Here is a 19,263-nt window from a genome sequence, read left to right on the forward strand (position 1 = left end):
TTTTGGGAGTACTACTAACGAGGACGAAGCCAAGGTTCGGGGTTGAGGCGATTGGCTTTGTTGTTATTTAATTTCCAAATCTGAAAGTTAACTTCTGAAATTCCTTCACCATCCGTGGCAACCACCCCAATAACGTCACGCGCTTTTAAACGCTGCCCAGGTTGAACATTGACACTTTTGAGCTTTGCATAAACGGTGTAAAAGTCGCCGTGCTGAACGAGCACCACGTTTTTCATCAAGTATTGGTTCTCTATTCCTAAAACGACCCCATCAAATACGGATTTAACGGCCTCCCCTGCTTTTGTTTGAATGTCGATTCCGTGGTTTTCTTGGTTGACATTTTTCATTACTTCTTTGGTCCCAAAACCATCAGAAATAAACCCTGGTACGGGCCAAGGTAGGCGACCGCGGTTGGCAGCAAACGAGGAAGCAAGTTTTACTTCGGCTTCATTCATCCCGCTTTCATTCACTTCTTCAACCTCTCTCTCTTTTTTCGGCTCGGGTTTGTTTTCTGGTTCGGCTTTGGCTACCTCGTTGTTTTCGCGGGGTTTTTCAGTAGGTTTATTACGAGCGGCTTCTCGTTCGGCCCGTTCGCGCTCAGTGCGTTCGGCTTTTTCGCGGTTTGCCCGTTCGCGAGCAGCAACACGGGCTCGCTCGCGGCGTTCTTCGATTTCGCGCTGAATGATGCGGGTTAAGGCATTTTCAAGTTGTTTGTTGGCTTTCCGAACTTCCGATACTTCGGCAATAATTTCTTTTTCGCGACCGCTCAATTCTTTTACAACTTTGTCTTGCTCGCCTTTTAATTGTTCCAAATTTTTACCTTCTGCAATTCGTGATTGGAGGGCGTTTTCTTGGTCTTTCTTTTTGTTAGAAATGCTCGTTGATTTAGAAATCATCAACGATTGCACTTTTTTCATTTCATTGACCTGCTTTTCCCGCTCATCAGTGTATTGTTTTAAGTATTTATAACGAATCAAAAACTGATTAAAAGTAGGTGCCGAAAACAAGAAACTAAGCTCACTGAGGCTATTGTTGCGTTTGGCGGCGTTATAAATCATCTTTGCATACTCTTCACGAAGCTTTGAGAGGTCTTTATCAAGCTCCAATTTTGCTTTTTGCAACTCGCTCAATTCATTGTCCATCAATTTGAGGTCTTCGTTGATGAGTTCCACCTTACGATTTTGGGCATTGATTTGCTGCTTGATGGCCTTGAGCTGCCCCAAACTAGCACGTTTTTGCTCCGTTGTTTTTTTCAATACCCCCTGAAGTTCTTGCAAGCGTTCGAGGTTTTCGCGTTTTTCTTTCTCTAGTTGTTGACGGCTTTTTTGGGCAAATCCCTGAAGACTTGCTGTGAGTAACCCAACAATCAAAAAAGAAATAAAGCGTATTCGATAAATGGCATTCATACAGTAATTTTAGGATTAGTTTCGTTCGTATTTGGCAGGAATACTGAACGGAAAGCTCAAGGGTTTTTCGCTCAACTCAACTTTTTGATGTTTGATACGAAACACCGTTTGGTAGCGTTGTTGGTCTTTTTTTGACTCGTAATCTAACTCAATCAAGCTGGTGTAAGGAAATAAATAATTATTGAGCTGGGTAAAATCTTCGTAGTCGAGCGTCAGTGAGTTTTTGGTGGGCTGCTCAGTCACCAACAGCTTTTTCAAGCGGCGGTTTTGCTCACCAATGTAATTTTCAAGAGAAATTTTACCTTCGTCTTGGCGAAGCATAAAATAGTCTTTTTCTTTTTTGAAGCGCTGGCCTGGTTTCTTCGGAATGGGCATATTTCCCACCAAAATCGACTGAATGAGGTCAAAACTTAGCTGAAAATTAAACTGCTGACTCAGTCCTGCAAAGTCATACAAATACACTTTTTTGTTGTAACGATCCACAATTTTGATGGAGTCTCTAGTAATGATGCCCCGTACAACTTCAATGGGGCCTTTAGAAACCTGCAACCAAAGCAAACTGTCTTTGCGCATCCGCATGGTCACGCTGGCATCGTCAATTTCTTGGTCTTTACTCTTAAACGAGATTTTCGATTTGGCACTCAAATAACGAAAATCAACATTTTCGATGCTGACTTTAATGTCTTCATGTTCAACGACTGGCTTAACGGCAATTGCAGTATCCTTCTTAGGTTGAACGATGGTATCTACTTTTACGACAGCCATGCTGTCGGTGGGGACACGTTGCTGGCTTTTTTGTCGTTGGCGGTGGCACGACGACAAGCCTGCAAAGAGCGTAATTCCCACAAAAAACAACCAATTGAGCTTCATTCCTTTGTTTTTATTCTATCAACTGTCCTGTTGCAATTTTTTTATCTATTTGTTGGCTGTTTTCTCCCATGCTTTTGGCCTTTTTCCATTGCTCCACGGCCTTTTCTTTTTCCCCGAGTTGGTACAACACATCACCATAATGCTCTACAATTGTACCGCTTACCTTATTGTTGCTTTCAATGGCTTTTTCGAGGTAAGTACGGGCATTTTTGTAATCTTTCATCACGTAGAGTACCCAAGCATAGGTATCTAAGTAAGTAGCATTGGTGGGATGACGCTCCACCACGCTTGCTGCCATTTCTTTGGCGCGCCCGAGCTTATCTTTACGAAGCGATAAGAAATAGCTGTAATTATTGAGTACGTGGTCGTTTTTAGGGTCAATTTTGAGGGCAGCTTCGTACGAATCGTCCGATTTGGCGTACTCGCTAAGTCCGTGGTAGGCATCTCCAAGTTGGGCCAAAATAGCGCCTTGCAAGTCTTTATTTTCGCTCGTTAATTTTTGCGCTTCCTCCAAGGCATCCACAGCCTGTTGGTAGTGTTTTTTTACAAGATGTGCCGAGCCGTTGGAATACCAAAAAAGCCCTTGATTCGGGAACGTTTCGATGGCTTGTTCCGAATGCGCAATGAGGCTATCCAGTTGATTCAAATCACTATCAAGTTGCAATACGGCTCCCCACACTTCATACATTGATGGGTTGATACGAGCCGCTTTCATGTAAGCATTGCGCGCTTCGGCTTTGCGGTCAGCTTTGGCTAGGAGGTCGGCATACACCACATATGCCCGCATGTCTTTGGGATGGGCTTTGACGATTTCGGCCGCACGATTGAGCACTTCTTGGCGCGTTGCCTCGTCTTTGGCTTCCCGCAGCAGTCCTACTAACGCCTGCATCTTGGTGTCGATGTCGGCATTGGGGTTGTTAAACATTTGCCCCATTTGCTGGTCGGCAGCCTTGTTATCCCCACTTTGTCTAAAAAGTTCCGCCAACATGATGCGGGCATCGCCTTGGTCGGGGTTAATTTTGAGGGCTTTTTCAAGTTGTTCTTGTGCCTCTTTGGGGCGTTTGCCCATGATGAGCAACTGCGCCAATTCCACTACATATTGTGCTTCAGTAGGCTCGGCATTGATGAGTTTATTGGCCTCGTCAATGGCTTTGTTGGGCTTATCTAGTTTGAGATAAATCCGTTGTTTTTGGTGAATAAGGTCTTCGTCGATGCCCAGCGATTTTTCGACTTCGTCGTAAGCCTTGAGGGCTTCTTCGTACTTTTCATCCAAAATATACACCGCCGCAAGCTCAAGTCCATACTCGGCATTTTCAGTATCTTTTCGGATAATGTCTTTGTACAGTTCGGCAGCCTTGCTGTATTTACGTTGTTGACTGTAAATTTCGGCTAACTGTATGGTGTAAAACGTATTATCTGGTGACAGCTGGGTTGCTTTTTGGGCATAAATAGCGGCTTCGTCCAAGCGTTCGCGTTTGAGAAGAACACGCGCCAACTCGTAGTTAATCGCAGGTACGTTAGGGCTCATTTTGAGGGCAGTCCGAAGCACGCTATCAGCCCGCTGGTATTCCTCCATCGTAGCGTATTTCATGCCGTCGGCAAGCAAAGATTCTAACTCATATCTTTGCGATTTTTGGGCGTCGGTTTCACCGACAGGTTTATTTTTTTGAGCCATCACAAATTGGCTCAAAAAAAGGAATACCCAGAGAAGGGATGGATTTTTCATTGATTAAGAGAATCTCGTTGGCTGGTGCTGTTTAAGGCTCAATCTATCATAAAAAACGAGATAAACGAAGCAAAATTGGAAGAATTTAGCCGTTTTACCAAAATTTATGAAAAACCTACCCCAAAATAGGTGTTTTAGGGGTAAGCGATTTCTAACCAAACGGGACAATGGTCAGAGTGTACTGCATCAGCCAATTGGCGACAGGCTACGATTTTGTCTTTTAGGTCGCTACTAATGGACTGATAGTCAATGCGCCACCCTTTGTTGTTGCCCCGTGCTCCTGCCCGATAACTCCACCAACTGTATTCGACCAAGTCGGGGTTGGCGTGGCGGAAGGCATCCGTAAAACCACTTTCAAACCATTTGGTCATCCAAGCACGCTCTTCGGGTAAGAACCCTGTGGTGTTTTTGTTGCGAACAGGGTCATGAATGTCGATTTCTTGGTGAGCAATGTTATAATCTCCCACAATAACTAGGTGCTGACCTGTTTGTCGGATGGTGTGTATCCACTCGTAAAAATCCTCTAAAAAACGCATTTTGACATCTTGCCGCTCATCGCCGCTTGTTCCCGACGGGAAATAAGCATTAACGACGGTCAAGCCGCCAAAATCAGCCCGAACGACGCGTCCTTCGTAATCGTACAGCTCCATTCCACAGCCATGTACGCAGCGGTCGGCGGGAGTTTTAGCAAAAATAGCCACTCCGCTGTAGCCTTTTTTTTGAGCGGCGTTCCAGCCTACGAGCTGATAACCAAGGGCTTCAAACTCAAGTAGGCTCACTTGGTCGAGGGTAGCTTTTACTTCTTGAAAACAAAGAATGTCAAACGATTTGTCGGCGAGCCATTCGGTAAGGCCATTGCGCATGGCAGCACGAATGCCATTGACGTTGTAGGTAAGAATTTGCATAAGAGGGATAAAAATTGGTCGCAAATATAAAGAGCGCACCTCAACGAGATGCGCTCTTTACTAGATTCTTTTGGGGAAATGAGCTACCCCTCGTCGTTTATTTAGTGAGTGATGGCAGCTTTCTTGTCGGTTTTGTCACTAAAGAAAATTAGGAACAACACAAGTACGCCCGCTGCGATACCCGCAGGAACCGTCCAGACGCTCAGCCAGTTGGTGATATTTTCGGCATTGGTGTTGTTGGCAAGTACTTGTCCGCCCAACCATGAGCCAATACCCATCCCGATGCCGTAGGTCGCCAAGGTGATAAGCCCCTGCGCCTGTGATTTGATACGCTCACCTGCTTTGGTATCGGTATAAATTTGACCTGTCACAAAGAAAAAGTCGAAACAAACGCCGTGGAGCAAAATAGCCGCGTAGAGCATCCATTCGCTGGTAGAAGCATCGCCATAGCCAAAGCAAAGGAAGCGAATAATCCAAGAAATAAGTCCAACGGCAAGCATCCATTTGACGCCCAAACGGCTAAATGCCAACGGAATAAGAAGCATAAAACCTACTTCCGATACTTGACCCAATGACATTTTATTTTCGACAAACTCCATGCCCGATGCCCGCAACGAGGGGTTCGCAAAGGCATAATAAAACGACAATGGAATACAGATAGCGACCGAGGAAATAAAGAAAATGGTAAACGAACGGTCTTTGAACAATGAAAAGGCATCTGCTCCGATGATTTGACCAATGTTAACAGGCCCTGTAGCGCGAGGTGGAGTGTTAGGAAGCGTAAAAGCCAATAGACCAAGCACCAACGACGTTCCCATCGAAATTTGGAAAATAGTAGCTTTATCGCCCACGTTCAAAAAACCGATGAGGTTAGTAACCGCAATCCAAGCCACGGTTCCCATCACTCGAATGGTAGGAAAATCTCTTTCGGGCGATTCGATTTGACGCATCGAAATGGACGTGGTAAGCGCAATGCAGGGCGCAAAACACAAGCAGTACAACAAAATATACCAGAAAAAATTACTTGCGTCAGTCACTTGCGAAAGCACAAATAGCAACCCAGCGCCGATAAGGTTGAGCACGCCAAGTACTTTTTGAGCCGCGAAATATCGGTCGGCTACAGCACCAATAAAAGGCGAAATAATCATAGCAATTGAGAATGCAGTGTAGGCATTCCCGATTTGGTCGCCCGTGGCGTTGAGCTGTTTACCAAGATAAACGCTCATTTGTCCGTACCAAGATCCCCACGTAAAGAATTGGAGGAACATCATGAGCATCAGTTGTATCCGAACCGAAGATTTCATAGTTAGTTTTTTAGGGTTTTACTATTGAAGTGGCGAAAATGGCGTTTTTTACGGTAAATTTCAAAAAAAGAGGGTTTGTTGCCGATACTACTCTTTGATTTGGGGAACATACTAGCGGCCTTTGCCACCCAACGCGATTTTATGCGCAATTCGGCGCTTTTTGTGAGGAGTATTTGTAATTGATAGGGTTACAAATTTTAGAATAAGGTAGCTTTTGTATTTTTGCCCCATGAAGCAACTAATTCAAAACCTCCAAAACGGACAGACGATTTTGGAGGAAGTGCCCGCCCCTCAGGTGAAACGCGGTGCGGTATTGATTCACACCCGACGTAGTCTCGTTTCGTTGGGAACCGAACGGATGTTGGTCGAATTTGGCAAAGCCAACCTGATTGAAAAAGCCCGCCAACAACCTGAGCGTGTCAAAATGGTGTTGGACAAAATTAAGTCGGATGGCTTAATGCCGACACTTGAAGCTGTTTTTAACAAATTGGGGCAGCCTTTGCCGTTAGGATACTGCAACGTAGGAGAAATCATTGCCGTTGGAGAAGGAGTGACCGACTTGCGCGTGGGCAACCGCGTGGCGTCCAATGGCTCTCATGCCGAAATTGTGTGCGTACCGAGGCATTTGGTAGCCAAAGTTCCCGACAATGTCACCGACGATGAAGCGGCGTTTACGGTCATTGGTTCGATTGGTCTTCAAGGAGTTCGGTTGCTGAATCCTACTCTGGGTGAAACGGTGGTGGTGATTGGGCTGGGGCTGATTGGGTTGCTCACGGCCGAACTGCTGCGCCTGAATGGTTGTCGGGTAATTGGGGTGGATTTGGACGAACAAAAGTTAAAGATAGCGGCGAGCAAAGGCATCATTCCGTGCAATCCACGCTTGGGCGACGACCCCGTGAAGTTTGTGGAAAGCTATACCCACGGCATCGGAGCGGATGGCGTAATTATAACGGCTTCTGCCAAAACCGACGAGATTATTTCGCAGGCCGCGCGTATGTCGCGGAAGCGGGGGCGAATTGTCTTGGTAGGGGTTATTGGACTTCAACTGAGCCGAGCCGAATTTTACGAAAAAGAATTGACGTTTCAGGTTTCCTGCTCGTACGGGCCAGGTCGTTACGATGACGATTATGAACAAAAAGGCGTTGATTATCCGCTGCCGTTTGTTCGTTGGACTGAAAATCGAAACTTTCAAACCCTCCTTCAATTGCTGGAATCGGGGCAGTTGGACGTGAAACCGCTCATTACAGAGGTAATTCCGCTGGAAAATTATGCCACTATTTACGGTGATATGAGCAAAGGTGGCACGATTGCTTCGCTACTGGCGTATCCCGAAAAGCCTTCGCTTTCCCGAACCGTTCGTTATAATGACACGGTTTTTGAAGCTAAAAAAGGAGTTGTTGGGATTATCGGGGCGGGTAACTTTACCAAAATGACCTTGCTTCCTGCCCTAAAAGGTGGAGCGGGTCCATCAAACATCAAATACATTGCGAGTGCGAATGGACTTTCGGGGACAGCGTTGGCCCAAAAACACGGTATTGCCCTCAGTACCACCGACTACCGCGAAATGTTGGCCGACGATGAGGTGGACTTGGTACTTATCACCACCCGCCACCACCAACACGCACGCCTGACGATTGAGGCTTTGCAGGCGGGAAAACACGTGTTTGTAGAAAAACCGCTGGCGATTTTTGAGGATGAATTGAACGAATTACTCACGATAAAAACATCGGTTGCACCTGCTGCGAGTGTAACAGTGGGCTTCAACCGCCGCTTTTCGCCTCATGCTCAAAAAATGAAGTCGCTGCTAGGCAATGCCCCGATGAACGTGATTGCGACCATGAACGCAGGGTTTATTCCTGCCTCGTCGTGGGTGCATGACCGCGCCGTGGGCGGAGGACGGATTTTGGGAGAAGCCTGTCATTTTATCGACCTGATTACGTTCTTAACAGGTAGTCGAGTTACAGCCGTATGTATGAACGCTATGGGAACAAACCCAACTGAAACAACTGATAGCGCCAGTATTTTATTGAGGTACGAAAATGGCTCAACGGGCGTCATCAATTATTTTTCCAATGGCAACAAAGCCTACTCTAAAGAGCGAGTAGAGGTGTATTCGCAGGAACGGACGCTGGTTTTGGACAACTTTCGTACGTTGGAAGGATACGGCTTTAAAGGCTTTTCAAAACTCAAAACTACGCAAGACAAAGGGCACAAAGCGCAGTTTCAAGCATTGATGGAACGAATTCAGAGCGGCGGTGCCCCCCTGATTCCTTTTGACGAAATTGTCAATACTACCCAAGCCTCTTTTGCCGCCCTTCGGAGCTTGAAAGAAGGGCGTTGGGTGGAATGCTGAGGGGATAGCCTAGCCTAAACTGGCTCAGGCTTCCCTCCTAAAGTGTTAGCCAATAATTGAGTTTAAACACAATGGCACGGCTTTTATTCCTGAAAAGCGGGTCGGTGTAGTAGTTGTCGGTGTAAACCAAGAAAAAGTCGGACATGGGTTTGTACCGCCACTGCAAACGACTGTTGACGTTGAAGTTGTTGCGTTGGGTGTTAAACTGTAAAAACGTTGTCCAAAACAGTTTCGTAGAGAAATTGATTTCCACCCTTGGGCTAACCAACAACAAACGGTCGCTACCGTATAACGTGGGCAATTTGATGTCGTTTTGCTCAAAATTCATCGAAAAATTCCCCCAAGGCTGGGCGCGGTACGTCATTTCGAGCGAATACTGCTGGAGCGTGCCGTTGTAAAACCCTCCTGCGCGTACTGCCGCCGTAAAGTAGAACTTCTTCCGATAATCGGAGCTGTAGGTGGCATTGACCTGATTAAATACGTACCTACTCGACGGTAGCGCGTGGTCGCTGTCGGTAAATGAAAACGGGAAAAGCGCCCATACGTCGTTGTGGTCAAAACGTAAACCAAACGAACTCGCATTCTGAAACTGAACGTCGTAAGTTAAGCCCAAAGTGTATTCGTTGAGCGTTCCGTTGGGGTTCCACACAAAGAAATTTTCAGCCCCAAACGCGTGATTATTGACTTTGCTGTCTTTGGGACGAATATTAAACTGCGTTTCACTATACACTTGGTGAAACCCTAAACGAATGGTCGTGTCTGACTGGATTTTTCCAAAGCGGTCAACAATATAAGTCGGGTTTTCGAGGCGATTGATAAAACCCATGTCGGCGTAGTAATTGCTCCCAATGCCAAAATAATCGACAAAAAAACTAACCGTACGCCCAAAATATCCTGCCCCAAATTGCTTGGCCGTGTTGTCGTTCGTAACGGTGGGTTTTTGCGACCAATGGTAGCCCGTCCACACGTTCAAATCACCTTTGGTATTGGAGTAATTAAATTCCAACCCTTGATTTCGTCCATACTCCCCCATCGGGTTTTGCAAGCGCTCGTTTTCGGTCATAAAACCCTGACGGTTCAACACGTAGCCCTTGACCAGTGAGCGTTTTAGTACTTTTCGGTTGAACGAAAAAGCCGTAAAATTTTGGGCGGGGTCTTCCCCTTTAGCCGCCGTTTGCATCGACATAAGGCCAACGCGCCAGTTTTTATCTAAATTGCCACTCAAACGCGCTCCTGCCAAAATCGGTAGCGGCTGGGCATTGCGGTCGAGCCCGATGGCACGCGAAAAAAAAGGCCGAAAGGGAGGAATACCGTAATTGCCAAAAAGGTCAGCATTTTCGAGAAAAAACGTCCGTCGTTCGGGAAAGAAAATGTTGAAACGCGTCAAATTTGTGACTTGTCGATCGACTTCTACTTGCGAAAAATCAGGATTGACCGTCAAATCAAGATTGAGCGAAGGCGTCACCGACAACTTGGCATCCAAACCGCCGTTGAAAGTACCTTTGGTGGGCGTGCCTGCCACGTGGTCGTGGGAAGTACCACCCGTAATGTAGGGCACAATCGACGCATTACCTTTGACCGCAGGCGGAGGTGTTTCCCAATTAAGCGCCGCAGTATAGCCTAAATCGTATCCGTTGAAATTGACGGGAATAAACGTCCAAGTCGAAAATTGGTTGTTTTTAAGGTCATTACGCTCAAAATTGACGCCCCATTTGGTCTTTTTAGGGTCGTAGCGAAGGGTTTTGAAAGGAATCGCCATTTCGACCGTCCAGTAGGTAGGATAGACTTTGGTTTGCGAATACCATTTATTGTCCCAGCTTCCCGTCATTTCCTCCGTTTGAAACGCCAATAAGTCTTCAAACTGCGCATTGGCTACACTTACCCCAAAAAAGAACCCGTTGGTGCGCTCATTGATGGGATCTAAAATGATACCAAAAGCATCGGAGCTCCAGTAGTCACCGTCGCGTTTGAGGGTTTGAATGACGTGCTTATTGGTATCGCGACAGACGGCCGCCACGTACAAAAACTTGTCATCAAAAGTCATCCGTACCTCGGTGTCGCGCTTGATAGGGACGTTGTCTTGGGGCCAATGGGGGGCAAAATTTTTGGAAATTTCTAGCCCTTGCCACGCAGGATCTGATAAATCACCGTCGATTTTTATGTCCCCTTTGGCTTTACGGATGACGTGCTGGTATTTTTCTTGATACGCAGCACCGCCGATGGCCGTGGATTTTTCTTGGGCATTACTAGCAAAACTTGAAAGAAGAATAGCTGCGAGATAAAGAGTAGATTTTTGGAAATACATAGATAGAGATAACGGCTGTTGAAACAAAACACAAAGGTATCTTATCTAATTGGGTAAACAGACTAACTACTACGTAAATGGTAAAAAAACAGTTACCAACCGTCGTTTTTGTCGAATGATAGTTTAATTTACGTTTTTGGTTTTGTGCGACTTATGAAGTAAGTTTGAGTAAATATAAATACTTTCTCTACCAGCTTTATGATACGTATTTTTACCACGGGTGTCGCTACGCTTGGCCTCATTGTGGGGCTTTTAGTTCAGACTTCCGCCCAAAGTCTTCCGAGTCCTTCTACTTTGTTTAAACGTCAGGTAACGTTTGGGGCAGGGGGCGGATTTGCGGGAACAACGCGCAGCTTCGTCCTGCACGAAAACGGAGATTTATGGGTGCGTGAACGGGCCACTGATTCGCTCAAATTGCACAAGACTCTCAGCGACAAACAAACAAAACAATTTTTCCAGTCGGCTGACCAGCTCCAGTTGGACAAGTATAAGTTCAATAGCCCTGGCAATGTTTACTACTTTATTGAGTACAATAACCCCAAAAAGAGGTTGAAAGAAAAAGTGACGTGGGGAGATTCCAAACGCAAAGTTTCAACCTATGTACAACGCTTCTATAATCAGCTCATAAAAACGACCTAAACTTCGTACCCCATGAAAAAATATCTATGCACGTTCGCTTGTTTGGGAGGGCTGATTTTTTCGGCAAGCGCCCAAACGAACTTAAAACAACCGTCACGAACTTCTGTGACAACCACCGACGAGCTGGCGCGTAAGCTAGGTGCCCAGGATGTGGACAATTCGATGTATTTACGAAATACTAACCCCATCGAAAAGGCGGTCATCGACGGTAGTGCAAGCCAACTAAATGAGTTCACGGCACTACGTGAAGGAATTCGGGTAGTCAAAGACCCTGCAACGGGTTTGCCCATTTATATCGAAGGCCGCCCGAAAACGATGCTGAAATCGGCGCGAAAGGCAAGCACATCGGCCGAAGCCAAAGCGTTTGATTACTTGTCGTCGGTCAAAGGATTATTGCGCATAGAAAATCCTGACCAACAATTTGAATTAAAACAAATTGATACCGATGAGTTGGGACAAAGCCACCTTCGTTTACAACAATTTCACAAAGGTGTGCCTGTATATGGCGGCGAGGTAGTGCTTCATACCAACCGCGACGAAGTAACGACGCTCAACGGTAAGTTTTTTCCAACACCTACCTTGGCAAATACCGTGGCAAACCTAACCCTGCAAGCCGCCGAAAAAGTGGCTTTAGACGAACTAGCCAAAACAACGGTAGTGCGCACCATGACCTTTGGCGAGAAAAAGCTATTGCAGTACGACAAGCCCAAAACTGAGCTTTTTGTCTATCATCATGCTGACCAAACAACACACCTCACCTACCGCATTGAAATCCACCCCAACTTCTTGGAACATTGGGTGTGTTTTGTTGATGCGCACACGGGAGAAGTCTTGAAAAAATACAATAACCTATGCTCGCTTGATGGCCCAGTAAAAGCGACCGCTTCTGACCTTAATAACGTCAGTCGGTCGATTGATGCATATTTGCACCAAAACCGTTATTATTTATTGGATGCAAGTCGGATTAGCCCCGACGGTAAAGCCATGTTTAAAGCCTCACTTTCGTCCTTGCCCGACAGTCCGATTGGAGGTATATTGACCATCGACGCGCAAAACTCATCCATCGATAATGAAAACCTCAACTTAGCTCACATTACTTCTTCCAACAATTCGTGGAATAACAAAACGGCGATATCGGCGCATTTCAATGCCGCTACAGCGTTTGAGTATTTTAAGACGGTTCATAAACGAAATTCTATTGACGGAAAAGGCGGAACGATTATTTCTATCATCAACATGAACGACGAAAAAGGCGCCATGGACAATGCCTTTTGGAGTGATAAGCTGATGGTGTATGGCAACGGAAAATCGGCGTTTAAGCCACTGGCGGGCGGACTTGACGTAGCGGCGCACGAAATGACGCACGGCGTGATTCAAAATTCCGCCAATTTGGAATACGAGTCGCAATCGGGGGCTATCAATGAATCGATGGCCGATGTATTTGCCACGATGGTGGATCGCCGCAACTGGACGATTGGGGAGGATGTAGTGCGGACAACCGTTTATACCTCAGGTGCTTTACGCGATTTGGCCAACCCCAACCAAGGCGGAACGCGTGACAACGGCTACCAGCCCAAAAACATGAACGAGTACTACACAGGCACGGAAGACAACGGCGGCGTACACATCAACTCGGGGATTCCCAACTGGGCCTTTTTCAAATTTGCCTCCGCTACCTCGCGCGAAAAAGCTGAACAGGTTTATTACCGTGCCCTCACGCTCTACCTGACTCGTTTGTCACGTTTTATTGATTTACGTCTGGCGGTGGTCAAGGCGGCTACCGATTTGTACGGCGCCTCTAGCGCGGAAGTCTCGGCCGCCAAAGCTGCTTTTGACGCCGTAGGGATTACCGATGCAGGAAGCAATTCATCGACGCCTACCAACCAAACACTCCCTACCAATCCAGGCGAAGACTTTTTGTTGATGTATGCTACGGGCGATAAAAAACTGTACAACGCACCCGTCAATTTATCGAAATTTACTCCTTTGGTAACAGCAGCCATTGCCCACAAACCAAGCGTAACCGACGATGGGAAGTTTGCTTACTACGTAACCACCAACGATAAGTTTATCAAAGCCATTAATTTACAGGGAACCGTAACAGAAACGGTGATTTCGAACGAGGCGATTTGGGAAAACGTAGCCGTTTCCAAAAATGGAGAAGCATTGGCCGCCATTACGGTAAACCAAGACAAATCCCTTTGGATATACAGCTATACCAAAAAAGCGTGGAAGAAGTTTACCCTTTACAACCCCACTTCCGCCCAAAACGTCCAAAGTTCACAAGTAAAATACGCTGATTCGTTTGAGTGGGACGCCACGGGCGAATACATCATTTACGATGCCTACAACGAACTAGCCACGGCGGGTATCGCGGCGGGCACCAACAGCGGAAAAATTGGCTATTGGGACGTAGGAATTATCAAAGTGTGGGACAATGCCAAAAGCGATTTTGGCCCAGGAACCATCAATAAGCTTATTTCTAACCTCGAAAAAGGGGAAAGTATCGGGAATCCGACGTTTGCTAAAAATAGCCCAAACATTGTCGCGTTTGACTACATTGACCCCGACGGCAATAATTACATCATTGGAGCGAACATCGACCGTGGTGAACTCGCGGGTATCGTCGAAAATAATACCATTGGGTATCCTGAATACTCTAAAACCGACGTCAAAATGATATTTAATACCCTCACTAGCGGGCGCGACGATGTGGGAATTATTGACTTAAATACCGACAAAATTAGCCCAAAAGGAAGTTCTACCTCCTTTGTCAGAAATGCCAAATGGATGGTGTGGTATGGCGTAGGAACGCGTACTTTACCGAAAAAACAAAACCAGACAATCAATGTTTCGTCGGTAGCTGATAGGACGACCAAAGATACGCCGTTTGGTATCAGCGCGACGGCGACCTCTCAGCTACCCGTCGGGTTTAGCTTGGTGTCGGGGCCTGCGGAGCTTTCGGGAAGTACGGTGATATTGACAGGAACAACGGGAACCGTGCAGATTGTGGCCTACCAAACGGGAAATTCGGCATTTTATGCCGCCCCCAACGTCACTATTTCGTTCCGCGTAAACCCCGCCCCTGTGATTTTATCGGTACCTACGACCACAACGCAAGTCATAGCATATCCGAACCCAACGATGAATTTGTTGACGATAAAAGTGCCTAGCAATGTCGTCATTGAGGACATTCGGATGACGACTACCAACGGAATGACCCTGCTCAATCAAACACCGCGTAGCAATAATGCTCAGGTGGACATGAGTCAATTCTCACAAGGCACGTATTTGTTGCACATCAAAACCAACGAAGGCACCGAAACACAAAAAGTAATTAAACAGAATTAAAAAAACTCTTTTCAACTGAGGTTATGAGCAACCTCAGGTGCTTCTGGTTGCTCACAACCAGAAGAGAACCACAACACCCCGCTTCAAAAGTAATTTTTGGGACGGGGTTTTTCTTGGGCACAACTTTTTGAGAGAGAAATTTGTTGCCTTTTTGTAACACCCACATTAACAAGCTTCATACAATGAAAAAAACAGTAGTTGGCCTTTTTGCCTTTTTTCTCGCACTTTCCAGCTTTTCACAAACCTCTATTCCTAAAAGTACGTGGCGGGCAGCGCTACTTCGAGGACACAACGAAGTGGTATTTGGCCTAGAAATCACGCCCAAATCCAATGGCCGCTACGAGGCCGTTGTTATCAACGGAGCCGAACGCCTACCAATGGACGAAGCCTATTTAGAAGGCGATTCGTTGCACATTCCGATGCTCATCTTTGATTCGGATTTGGTGGTAAAAGTGGCTGGTAATCAAATGAAAGGTTCGTGGAAGAAAAACCGAAATGGCGTATGGGTGTCGGTGTTGCCTTTCAAAGCCGATAAAGGAGAAATGTATCATTTTGCCAAAAAACCACAAGCGACTTCGCACAACGTATCGGGCAAATACGCTACTTATTTCCAACGCCCTGAACGCAAGGATTCATCGTTTGCAGTAGGAATTTTAGAACAAAAAGGGAGCAAATTAGCGGGAACGTTTTTGACCCCAACGGGTGATTATCGCTATTTAGCGGGCGACATTGTGGGCGATAGCTTGTTTATGTCGTGCTACGATGGTTCGCACGCGTTTTTGTTTCGGGCGGCCATTTTGCCTAATGGTAAAATCCGTGGTGGAATGTGGTCAGGTATTTCGGGGTATCAGCCGTTTACCTCTACCCGCGACGACAAAGCAGCTTTGCCTCCTCCAACGGCACTTACGTACCTAAAACCTGGGTACGAAACCCTCGATTTTTCATTTCCTGATACCAAAGGGAATAAAATCTCCCTCAAAGACGAGAAATACAAAGGCAAAGTAGTGGTACTGCAACTGTCAGGAACGTGGTGCCCCAACTGCATGGACGAAACGAAGTTTATGGTACCTTGGTACAAAAAGAACGCCTCGCGCGGGGTCGAAATTTTAGGATTGATGTTTGAACGTTCGCCCGACATGAAAGTGTCAGGCCCCAAAATCGACTTTATGGCTAAGCGTTTTGGCGTACCCTATCCGCTCGTATTGGCAGGGACCAACGATGCCAACGCGGGACAAGCATTGCCAGCACTTAACAAAGTGGCTGGGTATCCAACCACCATTTTTATTGATAAAAAAGGCCGCGTTCGTGAAATCCATACGGGTTTCTCAGGACCTGGGACTGGCAAGTACTACGACCAATTTATCGAAGAGTTTAATGCACTGATTAGCAAACTATTGGCCGAATAATTGAAAAGCATAGATTGCTGAAGTGCATCCACCCTCAAACCCCATGCCACATCGGCGAACCGACTTTAGGTGTGGGGTTAAATTGAATTTCGCCAGTAAATAGCTACCAGTATAATTAACGGTTAACAAATAACGATTAACTGTGCCTAAGCACGTAACAGCCTAGTGTCTCAAAAAGAAAAATTGCTCCTGTTTGTGTTGGCGTGTTTGAATTTCACGCACATCATGGACTTTATGATAATGATGCCGCTTGGCCCACAGCTTATGCGGTATTTTTCCATCTCACCGCAAGAGTTTGCGCTGTTGGTATCTGCCTATAGTTTTAGCGCGGGCTTATCGGGTTTTATGGTAGCATTCATTGCCGACCGTTTCCCGCGCAAACAAATCATGCTTACGGCCTACATCGGGTTTGTCGTCGGGACGCTGGCTTGTGCCATGGCGCCCACGTTTTGGCTATTAATAGCCGCCCGAACGCTGGCAGGCGTATTTGGAGGCGTACTTGGCGCACAAGTGATGTCCATTGTCGGCGATGTGTTTGAGTACGAACGCCGTGCGAGTGCGATGGGCGTCGTGATGACGGCTTTTTCGGTCGCATCAGTCGTGGGAGTTCCGTTGGGATTATACCTAGCGACGGAGTTTAGCTGGCATGCCCCTTTTTGGTTTGTGGGAATACTTGGAGTAGCCGTAATTGGATTGATATGGATGTACGTACCACAACTGGATGGCCATTTGAAAGAACGTACCCAAACGAAACACCACCCGTTGGAAGCGGTAACGCATATTTTACAGGATTCCAATCAGTTGCGCGCGTTGTTGTTGACGAGCGTGATTATGCTGGGGCACTTCAGCATCATTCCGTTTATTTCGCCTTACTTGACCATCAATGCGGGTTTTGGTGAAAACCAACTGTACTTGATTTACGCAGTAGGCGGAGCCTTGACACTCTTTACTTCTCCCCAAGTGGGAAAACTTGCTGACCGCAAAGGGAAATACCCCGTTTTTGTGGTGTTTGCGCTGTTATCGACCTTACCGATGTGGCTCATTACCAACATGTGGACCAATAGCCTCGTGATTGTGTTGGGTACGGCCGCCATCTTCTTTGTTTTTTCAAACGGACGTTTAGTGCCTACGCAAGCGATGACGTCGTCGGTGGTGTTACCGCAGCATCGGGGGAGTTTTATGGCGATTAATTCTTCATTGCAGCTATTAATGCAGGCCGTAGCGGTGTATTTGGCTGGCATTGTCATTCAGAAAGCTCCCGACGGGAAACTACTGCATTACGACTGGGTAGGCTACGGGGCAATGATTCTCATCACGTTAAGTATCTTCATCGCCCGCAGGGTCAAGCCTGTGGAGGCAGTGTAAGGGAGTGTCGAGGGGAGAATGTAGAGTGTCGAATAAGTGGATTCAATTCGACACTCTGCACTCTACCCTCGACATTATTCCTATTTCCATCCTTCCCGATACTGACGTTTTACAAACGCGTTGGCAGGTTCGAAGTTGGTAATTTTCATGTTTTGACCATCCCAAAGTAGTTTTTTACGCCCCGTAAACTTGCCATTTTCGCGGTAGAGGTAGCTACGAACGGCCAAATTTCCCATCAAAACAATTTCAGTAAGCGGGCCTGCCTCGGCAAACGATGAGCTGGTGTACGTACCATAGCCTGCTTTGCACGCTTTAACCCACTGTTGTTGGTGGCCTGCGGTATCTCCTTCCACGAGTGGGCGAGTCGGAGCAGGGAATTTCACGTCTTGTAGCTGTCCTTTGACAAACAATTTAGGGTTTTCGCCAAAGAGCTCACAAGCCAATACCCCTTTGGTTCCGATAAACATCACGCCACCGTCGTTGTCGGCAAATACTTTTTCGTAATCGCAGCCCTCGGGGAGTTTGGGCTTGATACCCCCGTCGTACCAAGAAAGGCTCAACTCTGAAAACTTCTTAGCGCTTGGATGCGGGAATTTGAGGTGAACCGAAGTGGCTTGCGGCCCAATGTCTTCAAAAAATGCTTCGCGGAAAAAGTCGCTATATACCGAACTCGCCGAACATTCCACTGATGTCGGGTACCCTAATTTTAGGGTTCGGAACGGCACATCCATAAAGTGACAGCCCATATCGCCCAATGCCCCTGTACCAAAATCCCAGTAGCCGCGCCAACGGAACGGCATGTAGGCTTCGTGGTATTCGCGGTAGGGAGCAGTCCCGAGCCATAAATCCCAGTCAACTTCGGCAGGAATGGGCATCGTTTCTTTTTTGTCACGTGGCGATTTTACTCCTTGTGGCCAAACGGGTCGGTCAGTCCACACCTCCACGGTATGTACTTCCCCAATCATCCCCGATTGTACAATCGCTTCGGTTTGGCGCGTGCCTTTGCCACTGCTTCCTTGGTTTCCCATTTGGGTCACGAGTTTTTTCTCTTGCGCAAGCTGTGTGAGCATCCGTGCCTCCCAAATGTCGTGGGTGAGGGGTTTTTCGAGGTAAATATGTTTGCCCAATTGCATCGCCGCACTACCAATGGCGTAGTGCATGTGGTCGGGGGTTGTGACAATCACTGCGTCGATGTTTTTGGCTTCTTTGTCCAACATCTTGCGGTAATCTTTGTAATAAGGCGCGTTGGGGAATTTCTCGCGGTATTTTTTGGCTTGACGGTCATCTACGTCGCAAAGCGCCACGATGTTGTCCGAGCCGTTGTTGTAGGCTTGTTGGATGTTGTAATCAGCTTTTCCACCACAGCCTATGGCCGCGATATTGAGCTTGTCGCTGGGGGCGGTGTACCCTTTGCCTAATACGTGCCGAGGCACAATCATGAAACTGGCGGCTGCTACTGCGCTACCTTTCAAAAACTCGCGGCGAACGACGTTTTTGCTATCTTTTTGGTTCATAGGCTTGTAGTGGATGAATGTTTCTTCCCAAAGCCAAAAGAAATGCGTTTTTACTTTTACGAGGTTTTGAGAAACCTCTTCCGTGGATTTGAGAATCCACGGGCACGCTTTGTGTGGGT

General features: G+C 46.8%; 12 protein-coding genes. 5 read left to right on the plus strand and 7 right to left on the minus strand.

Features of this window, described 5'->3' with window-relative positions; translation table 11 throughout:
• Nucleotides 1–14: 14 nt before the first annotated feature.
• The 5 genes from FHS57_RS05660 to FHS57_RS05680 all read right to left on the minus strand — a co-directional run bounded on the left by FHS57_RS05660 (nucleotide 15) and on the right by FHS57_RS05680 (nucleotide 6,211).
• Nucleotides 15–1,406: a murein hydrolase activator EnvC family protein gene (locus FHS57_RS05660; RefSeq protein WP_183971919.1), complete on the minus strand. Its 1,392-nt coding sequence runs from the start codon at nucleotides 1,404–1,406 to the stop codon at nucleotides 15–17.
• A gap of 15 nt (nucleotides 1,407–1,421) precedes the next feature.
• Complete coding sequence (lolB1, locus tag FHS57_RS05665; protein WP_183971920.1) at nucleotides 1,422–2,276, minus strand: lipoprotein insertase outer membrane protein LolB1; 855 nt, start codon at nucleotides 2,274–2,276, stop codon at nucleotides 1,422–1,424.
• 10 nt (nucleotides 2,277–2,286) lie between these two features.
• Nucleotides 2,287–4,002 (minus strand): tetratricopeptide repeat protein, encoded by a 1,716-nt coding sequence (locus tag FHS57_RS05670; RefSeq protein WP_183971921.1) that lies wholly within the window; start codon nucleotides 4,000–4,002, stop codon nucleotides 2,287–2,289.
• A 134-nt stretch (nucleotides 4,003–4,136) separates the two neighbouring features.
• On the minus strand, nucleotides 4,137–4,907 hold the full coding sequence (locus FHS57_RS05675; RefSeq protein ID WP_183971922.1) for an exodeoxyribonuclease III: 771 nt from the start codon (nucleotides 4,905–4,907) through the stop codon (nucleotides 4,137–4,139).
• A 101-nt stretch (nucleotides 4,908–5,008) separates the two neighbouring features.
• A complete protein-coding gene (locus FHS57_RS05680; protein WP_122932110.1) occupies nucleotides 5,009–6,211 on the minus strand; it encodes an MFS transporter in 1,203 nt (400 codons plus the stop codon).
• 229 nt (nucleotides 6,212–6,440) lie between these two features.
• On the opposite strand from FHS57_RS05680, the gene FHS57_RS05685 reads away from it, so the two are divergent.
• The gene (locus FHS57_RS05685; protein ID WP_183971923.1) at nucleotides 6,441–8,564 is read left to right on the plus strand and encodes a bi-domain-containing oxidoreductase; all 2,124 of its coding nucleotides are present in this window, start codon (nucleotides 6,441–6,443) and stop codon (nucleotides 8,562–8,564) included.
• Nucleotides 8,565–8,601: 37 nt separating this feature from the next.
• On the opposite strand, the gene FHS57_RS05690 is transcribed toward FHS57_RS05685, so the two are convergent.
• Nucleotides 8,602–10,869 (minus strand): carbohydrate binding family 9 domain-containing protein, encoded by a 2,268-nt coding sequence (locus FHS57_RS05690; RefSeq protein ID WP_183971924.1) that lies wholly within the window; start codon nucleotides 10,867–10,869, stop codon nucleotides 8,602–8,604.
• 198 nt (nucleotides 10,870–11,067) lie between these two features.
• Here FHS57_RS05690 and FHS57_RS05695 point away from each other — a divergent pair, with 198 nt between their 5' ends.
• The 4 genes from FHS57_RS05695 (at nucleotide 11,068) to FHS57_RS05710 (ending at nucleotide 17,630) form a co-directional block, all read left to right on the plus strand.
• Nucleotides 11,068–11,508 (plus strand): hypothetical protein, encoded by a 441-nt coding sequence (locus FHS57_RS05695; protein ID WP_183971925.1) that lies wholly within the window; start codon nucleotides 11,068–11,070, stop codon nucleotides 11,506–11,508.
• A 12-nt stretch (nucleotides 11,509–11,520) separates the two neighbouring features.
• Entirely contained in the window at nucleotides 11,521–14,859 is a 3,339-nt protein-coding gene (locus tag FHS57_RS05700) for a M4 family metallopeptidase (protein ID WP_183971926.1), read from the plus strand.
• A 182-nt stretch (nucleotides 14,860–15,041) separates the two neighbouring features.
• Entirely contained in the window at nucleotides 15,042–16,265 is a 1,224-nt protein-coding gene (locus FHS57_RS05705; RefSeq protein ID WP_183971927.1) for a peroxiredoxin family protein, read from the plus strand.
• Between the two features lie 165 nt (nucleotides 16,266–16,430).
• Complete coding sequence (locus tag FHS57_RS05710) at nucleotides 16,431–17,630, plus strand: MFS transporter (protein WP_183971928.1); 1,200 nt, start codon at nucleotides 16,431–16,433, stop codon at nucleotides 17,628–17,630.
• An 80-nt stretch (nucleotides 17,631–17,710) separates the two neighbouring features.
• Here the strand turns inward: FHS57_RS05710 and FHS57_RS05715 are convergent, their stop codons facing one another.
• Complete coding sequence (locus FHS57_RS05715) at nucleotides 17,711–19,144, minus strand: Gfo/Idh/MocA family protein (protein WP_183971929.1); 1,434 nt, start codon at nucleotides 19,142–19,144, stop codon at nucleotides 17,711–17,713.
• Between the last annotated feature and the right edge of the window lie 119 nt (nucleotides 19,145–19,263).

It is taken from the genome of Runella defluvii, from assembly GCF_014195535.1.
Lineage (GTDB): Bacteria > Bacteroidota > Bacteroidia > Cytophagales > Spirosomataceae > Runella > Runella defluvii.

Coding starts and splice junctions, on each gene's coding strand:
- FHS57_RS05695 (WP_183971925.1), top strand. CDS start 11,068: ATGATACGTATTTTTACCACGGGTGTCGCTACGCTTGGCCTCATTGTG.
- FHS57_RS05690 (WP_183971924.1), bottom strand. CDS start 10,869: ATGTATTTCCAAAAATCTACTCTTTATCTCGCAGCTATTCTTCTTTCA.
- lolB1 (WP_183971920.1), bottom strand. CDS start 2,276: ATGAAGCTCAATTGGTTGTTTTTTGTGGGAATTACGCTCTTTGCAGGC.
- FHS57_RS05660 (WP_183971919.1), bottom strand. CDS start 1,406: ATGAATGCCATTTATCGAATACGCTTTATTTCTTTTTTGATTGTTGGG.
- FHS57_RS05680 (WP_122932110.1), bottom strand. CDS start 6,211: ATGAAATCTTCGGTTCGGATACAACTGATGCTCATGATGTTCCTCCAA.
- FHS57_RS05670 (WP_183971921.1), bottom strand. CDS start 4,002: ATGAAAAATCCATCCCTTCTCTGGGTATTCCTTTTTTTGAGCCAATTT.
- FHS57_RS05685 (WP_183971923.1), top strand. CDS start 6,441: ATGAAGCAACTAATTCAAAACCTCCAAAACGGACAGACGATTTTGGAG.
- FHS57_RS05675 (WP_183971922.1), bottom strand. CDS start 4,907: ATGCAAATTCTTACCTACAACGTCAATGGCATTCGTGCTGCCATGCGC.
- FHS57_RS05700 (WP_183971926.1), top strand. CDS start 11,521: ATGAAAAAATATCTATGCACGTTCGCTTGTTTGGGAGGGCTGATTTTT.
- FHS57_RS05715 (WP_183971929.1), bottom strand. CDS start 19,144: ATGAACCAAAAAGATAGCAAAAACGTCGTTCGCCGCGAGTTTTTGAAA.
- FHS57_RS05705 (WP_183971927.1), top strand. CDS start 15,042: ATGAAAAAAACAGTAGTTGGCCTTTTTGCCTTTTTTCTCGCACTTTCC.